At 73.9% G+C, this 5,299-nt stretch carries 7 protein-coding genes; 3 read left to right on the top strand and 4 right to left on the bottom strand.

Annotation, left to right across the window (positions count from 1 at the left end; translation table 11 throughout):
• Positions 1–145 precede the first annotated feature (145 nt).
• The 4 genes from ACFWYM_RS41780 to ACFWYM_RS41765 form a co-directional block, all read right to left on the bottom strand.
• Positions 146–325: a hypothetical protein gene (locus ACFWYM_RS41780; protein WP_384849956.1), complete on the bottom strand. Its 180-nt coding sequence runs from the start codon at positions 323–325 to the stop codon at positions 146–148.
• 460 nt (positions 326–785) lie between these two features.
• Complete coding sequence (locus ACFWYM_RS41775; protein ID WP_384850058.1) at positions 786–1,217, bottom strand: hypothetical protein; 432 nt, start codon at positions 1,215–1,217, stop codon at positions 786–788.
• Between the two features lie 5 nt (positions 1,218–1,222).
• Positions 1,223–1,597, bottom strand: coding sequence for a roadblock/LC7 domain-containing protein (locus ACFWYM_RS41770; protein WP_384849953.1), 375 nt, complete (start codon positions 1,595–1,597; stop codon positions 1,223–1,225).
• Complete coding sequence (locus ACFWYM_RS41765) at positions 1,587–2,660, bottom strand: MarR family transcriptional regulator (RefSeq protein WP_384849950.1); 1,074 nt, start codon at positions 2,658–2,660, stop codon at positions 1,587–1,589. Before ACFWYM_RS41765 ends, ACFWYM_RS41770 begins: the two co-directional genes overlap by 11 nt.
• Before the next feature lie 589 nt (positions 2,661–3,249).
• On the opposite strand from ACFWYM_RS41765, the gene ACFWYM_RS41760 reads away from it, so the two are divergent.
• From ACFWYM_RS41760 to ACFWYM_RS41750, 3 genes are all read left to right on the top strand, one after another.
• Positions 3,250–3,780: a hypothetical protein gene (locus ACFWYM_RS41760; RefSeq protein ID WP_384849947.1), complete on the top strand. Its 531-nt coding sequence runs from the start codon at positions 3,250–3,252 to the stop codon at positions 3,778–3,780.
• A complete protein-coding gene (locus tag ACFWYM_RS41755; RefSeq protein WP_384849944.1) occupies positions 3,777–4,736 on the top strand; it encodes a transcriptional regulator in 960 nt (319 codons plus the stop codon). The genes ACFWYM_RS41760 and ACFWYM_RS41755 overlap by 4 nt, the downstream gene beginning before the upstream one ends.
• A 110-nt stretch (positions 4,737–4,846) precedes the next feature.
• Entirely contained in the window at positions 4,847–5,221 is a 375-nt protein-coding gene (locus tag ACFWYM_RS41750; protein ID WP_384849941.1) for a hypothetical protein, read from the top strand.
• The last annotated feature ends 78 nt before the right edge of the window (positions 5,222–5,299 follow it).

Genomic DNA, 5,299 nt, shown 5'->3' with positions numbered 1-5,299 from the left:
TCCCCGGGGTGTCCGGGATCTTCCGGGCCGGCCTCTCCGCCGGCGGCGGCGCCCCCCCCCCGGGCGGGCCCCATCCAGTCGGAGGCGCCCCTCTCCCGCTGCCCGCTCTCCGCGCCCAGCTGCGTCCATCTGCGTCCATCTGTGTCTATCTGCGCCGCACGGGCAGCAGTTGGGCGAACGCGCGCAAGACCGTCGCGCGCTCCTCGGGGGCGGTGCCGCGGAGCGCGATGCAGAGCGCGAGAAGGAAGGTCGTGGCGAGCACGATCACGGCGACGAGCAGGATCTGGGGCGTGACGACGGCGAGTTGGATCAGTGTGGTGGTCATGGCGATCCTCCAGGGGCTGGCCGGAGCGAGAGCTGGTCCGGGCGGATGCGGATCCGGCAGAGCTACGGATCCGGAAGGGCCGGAGGCCGATGGAGGCGATGCACGAGAGGGCGATCGGAGCCGAACGGTCAGGCGGGGCAGAGGGGTTCGGGATCAGTGATCGCGATGTTCTGGAGCAGGGGGGTGCGTCGGCGGTCGGCGCGGCCGGCCGGGATCACTTGCCGCGTGCGTAGGCGCACATGCGCCGGAGGTTCGCAGACATGTCCACCACTCCCTGCGGTTGAGCCCGGGAACGGGCTCCGTGCGGCACGGTGTCGCGCCGACTCCGTTCCACCATGCACTGCCGGAGTGCCGGTGCGCCACAGGTAACTGGCGTTTGGTGCAGGGGCGTTGGTCACAGGGATGTGTTTGCGCCACGGGCAGGGGAGCCGCCTCCCGGGGGGCGGCTCCCCTCAGGACCTCACAGGCCGGTGAACTCCTTGACCACGCGGCGGCACTGCGCGAACAGCATCCCCACGTTCACCGACTTGCGGCACACGGCCACGGCGACGACGTCCTGTCGCTGGTTCATGCGGATGAAGAGGTGAGTGAGGTGGTCGCTGTTCACCAGGATCTCCTGGAAGTAGTGCTGATCGTTGGTGACGCCCCTGCGCTCCTTGAAGACGTCCTCGATCATGATGACGGTGCGCCCCTGGAACAGGTCGAGCGTCGCGCCCGCCAGCAGGTCGAGCACCTCCGGCGGGTGGCTGTCGACGGTCTCGTACGCCAGCAGCATGCCGGTCGACATGTCGACGACGCCGCTGGCGAGGCAGTCCGGGGTCTCCGCGCGCAGCGTCTTGGTGAGCGCCACGCACTGGTCCGAGAAGTTCTGGGGGATGCGTTTGGTCGCCATGGTGTTCATGCCTTGTCTGTGAGGAGGGCGTCGACGCGGTCGACGATGGCCTTGGACTCCTGGTGGAGGCGGACGAGGTCGAGGCCCTCGTCGCCGAGGACGACCAGGACCGCCGTGTCGCCGACGGCGTAGATGGCCACGGGGCCCTGGCTGCCGTGGCAGATCGCGCGGCGCAGCGCGCCCCGGTCGGTGGCCGTGGTCACGCGCCGTGCCAGGCCGAGCTCGGCGGCGGCCAGCGCGGCCAGCTTCTCCGCGTCGAGGGACTCCTGCGTGTCGGCCGCGATGAGCAGCCCGTCGACGGCGGCCACCGCCGAGTCGGTCACCCCCGCCCACCGCTCACGCAACTCCCGCAGGTACGCGGTGAGTTCTTCATGGTCCATTCGCTGGGCTCCCTTGGCGTCGGTGTGCTGGTGTGCGTGGGGGGCGTTCGGTGGGCGCGCCGGTGAAGCCGCTGGCACCGGGGGCGCGGCGGGGCAGCCGGTCCCGCTCGGCGCCCGGTGCCGGCGGGGCCTGCCCGGCAGGGGAGGCCGGGGAGGCGGGGCCGCCGGGGTCGCCGGGGCCGCGGCGGGAGAGGGCGGGCAGCGGTGCGCGCTCGCGCGGCCAGGGCGGGGGAGCGTCGCGGCTGGCGCGGACGAGGAGCCGCTCGGCGAGCATGCGCGCGGTCTCGACGGTCACGGAGTAGAGCGCGCGGCCGGTGGCGAAGGCGATGTCGCGGGGCGTGCGCCGCCCGTCGCAGAGACTGAGGATCTCCCGGCGTACGGCGGGCAGGCTCGGCGGCGGCAGCTGGTCGGTGGCGGGCACCATCCGGTCGCGGTCCGGCCGTACGGGGTGGGGGAACGCGGCGAGCGCGGCCAGGCGCCTGCGGGTCTCGCGCAGCAGGCGGGCCGGTTCGTCGCCGCAGCGGGCGGCGGTGAGGAGGTCGTGGCGGGCGTCGGAGAGCCGGTTGTGGGGGGTGTCGGCGCGGTGGTCGCCGGGCGCGTCGGTCGAGCCGTCCGACGCGGCGCCGAGCGGGAGTGTGCCGTCCGTGCCCAAGTCCGTGGTGCACTCGGTCAGTTCGCCCGCCGTCACCGCGAACGCCGCGTCGTGCCGGGCCATCATGGACAGCACCCGCAGCTCGGCCGCGCCCATGTGCCCGCGCGCGACAAGCCCGGCCTCCGGCCCGGGGTTCGGCCCGAGGTCCGCCCCGCGATCCGTGTCCCGCCCGGCGAGTGCCGCCGCCCACTCCGTCTCGCCGACCCGCCCCGAGCGCAGCAGCAGCGCCTCCAGGCCGGGTGCGCCGGGGCTGTCCACGCCGATCACGCGCCCCTCGCGCAGATGGAAGACGCCGCCCGGGCGCCCCGTGACCCGGATGCGGGCGGTGGCGGCGGTGGACGCGCACTCGGCGAGGGCGCGCGCGAGGGTCCCGTATCCTGCCGGATCGACCAGCCCACGCACGTCCGTCATCGCTTCCCGCCCCTTGCCCGGCCCTCAGCCGCCGGCGGGGGCGGAAGTGCACCGTGACGCGGTGCAACAGCCAGCTCGCACAGGCAGGTTGAGGGTGTGTCAGATGTTGCGTGCGCATGCCGGTCTCCGGCATCGCGGGGGTATGTCTACCAACCGGCGAGGCGCACCCCGCCCCGCTCACGCAATGTGATGGAAGGTGGCGGGGCCTGGTGCTCCCGGGCCGCTTTCTGATCGGTGGTTCCAGGGCCCCTCGCGCCCCGTCCCGAGGAGCCGTGGCGGACCCCCGTACGCGGGTCGCTTCTTCCCGTCGGGGCAGGTCGGGCACCCTGTGGCGCGGTGTGCGGCGGTGTGCGGGCCGGGAGCGCGCACACCGTCGGCGAGCGCGGTGCCGTCCGGTCCGCGCGCGGGGTCGCGTCCGCCGTGGTGACCCTTTGCGGCACGGAAGGGGGCATGACCGGACACGTGTCCGTCAACCGCGGGCATGTTGCGCTGGAAGGCGCCAGTTGCCCCGGAGGGCCCCGCTCTCTGCATAACCTCCGCGTCACGGCGAGGCGCTGACCGTGGCGTATCACCGGGGAGGGGGCACCAAGTGCCGGGTATTGACGCATGTCTGTGTGAACTCATGGCCCTGCCGGGCGCGCGCGGCGCGTCCCTCGTGGACTGGACGTCCGGCTTCGCGCTCGGCGCCGCCGGGAATCCGCCCCACGGGCTGCCGGAGAAGACCACGGCGGAGACGGCCGAACTGGCCCGCATCGCAGCGGAGTTCACCACCTTCCAGCTCGCCGTGACCGCGGTGAACGACGTGACCGCCGTGAACGACGTGACCGCCGTGAACGACGTGACCGCGGTGCCCGCCGCTGCCGCCACGCTCGTGCATCCGCGCGAGCGCCCGAAAGGCGCCCCCGCGCCCCCGAACCCCGCCCCCGGGCGCGCGGCGAGGGGCGCCGTCGTGGAGGACCTCATGGTCACCACGCGCACCAACTACCACCTGCTGCGCTTCGTCGACACCGCCCGGGACACCAGCGTCTTCCTGCACCTGTGGCTCGACCGGAGCCAAGGCAACCTCGCTGTCGCCCGCCTGCGCCTGCACAAGGCCGCCGAACACCTGGTCCTCGAATGACGACACTCGCCCCCGCCCCGGAAGCCCCCCTGCCCACCCGGTTCTCCCCGCTCCTGCGCCACGCCCGGCAACGCGCCACCGGAGCGCTGCGGTTCGCCACCGGAACCCTCTACCTCGCCGACGGCGGGGTCGTCCACGCCGAGAGCCCCGCCGCCCCCGGCATCGACGTCCTGCTCACGGCCGGCGACCGGCTGCCGCGCACGGACTGGGACCGGCTCCTGTCGCGCTCCGGACCGCGCCGCCCGCTCGCCCGGCTCCTGGTCGACAGCGGCCGCGTCTCCTGCGGCGAGCTCGAAGTCTGCCTGCTGACCGCCGTGTTGGACGCGGCGTTCTTCGCCCTCGCGCCCAGCACCGAACCCCCGTCCTTCCGCGCGGGAGCGGCCCCGGCGATCCGCGTCCCGAACCCTCTGCCGGCGGCGCGGGTCGAGGAGGAGACCCGGCGCCGCCGACTCCTTCTCGACGGCCTGGCACCCGACCTGTCCAGCGGCACCGCACAGCCACTGCGGCGCCCGCCCCCGCCGGGCACCCTCGTGCCGCCGCGCCGGCACGCGCTGCTCGAACTCGCCGACGGCACCCGCACCCCGGCCCAGCTCGCCCGGCTCCTCGGCCGCCCCGCCTTCCACGTCCTGCTCGATCTGCACCGCCTCGCCCGCGCGGGGCTCGTGGACCTCCCTGCCCCACCGCCGCCCGCCGCACGGCAGCCGGAGGCCGCTCCGCCCGCCACCGCCGCACGGCAGCCGGAGGCCGTCCCGCCTCTCGCCGTCCGCCGGTCGCCCGAGAGCGTCGCGCCTCCCGCCGTCCCCCGGTCTCCCGAGGCCGCCCCGGCTCCTCCGGCCGCCCCGGCCCCTCCGGCCACCCTGTCGCCCGCCTCCGAGCAGCCGTCGTCGGGCATGGCCTTCGCCCCGCCCGACACGGACCTGCTCCTCCGGCTGCGCAGCGCCCTCCAGGCCCTGTGAGCAGCGCCGTCCCCGTATCCCCCAACCCCGCACATCCCACCGGAAAGAGGCACTCCATGACGCCTCCCCAGGCACGCCAAACCAACCGACGCAAAGGAAGCAACAGCCACATGTACAACACCGAAACCGCTCTCAAGGAAGCCATGACCTCGATCGAGGGCACGCTGGGAGCGGCCCTCGTCGACTACAACAGCGGCATGGCCCTCGGCACCCTCGGCGGAAGCAAGGATCTCGACCTGTCCGTGGCGGCGGCCGGGAACACCGACGTCGTCCGTGCCAAGACCCGCACCATGGAGATGCTCGGCCTGAAGGGAGAGATCGAGGACATCCTCATCACGCTCAACGAGCAGTACCACCTCATCCGCCTCCTCCAATCCCGCAACGGCAACGGCCTGTTCCTCTACCTGGCCCTCGACAAGAGCACGGCCAACCTGGCGATGGCCCGCCACCAACTCAAGCGCATCGAGGGAGAGTTGGACGTCTGAGCCGGTTCGGCGCGGGAGCCGGCCGGACGTCCGGGCACGCCGGTCGGCCGAGAACACCGGACCTCCGGACCGCCGCCG

Source organism: Streptomyces sp. NPDC059009, from assembly GCF_042740175.1.
Lineage (GTDB): Bacteria > Actinomycetota > Actinomycetes > Streptomycetales > Streptomycetaceae > Streptomyces.
Note: the sequence above shows the minus strand (reverse complement) of the source record. Positions and strands in the feature narration are given on the sequence as shown.

What these genes read in the sequence shown, in the direction of transcription:
- ACFWYM_RS41770 (WP_384849953.1), bottom strand. Translation starts at nt 1,597, where the DNA reads ATGGACCATGAAGAACTCACCGCGTACCTGCGGGAGTTGCGTGAGCGG.
- ACFWYM_RS41750 (WP_384849941.1), top strand. Translation starts at nt 4,847, where the DNA reads ATGTACAACACCGAAACCGCTCTCAAGGAAGCCATGACCTCGATCGAG.
- ACFWYM_RS41780 (WP_384849956.1), bottom strand. Translation starts at nt 325, where the DNA reads ATGACCACCACACTGATCCAACTCGCCGTCGTCACGCCCCAGATCCTG.
- ACFWYM_RS41755 (WP_384849944.1), top strand. Translation starts at nt 3,777, where the DNA reads ATGACGACACTCGCCCCCGCCCCGGAAGCCCCCCTGCCCACCCGGTTC.
- ACFWYM_RS41765 (WP_384849950.1), bottom strand. Translation starts at nt 2,660, where the DNA reads ATGACGGACGTGCGTGGGCTGGTCGATCCGGCAGGATACGGGACCCTC.
- ACFWYM_RS41775 (WP_384850058.1), bottom strand. Translation starts at nt 1,217, where the DNA reads ATGGCGACCAAACGCATCCCCCAGAACTTCTCGGACCAGTGCGTGGCG.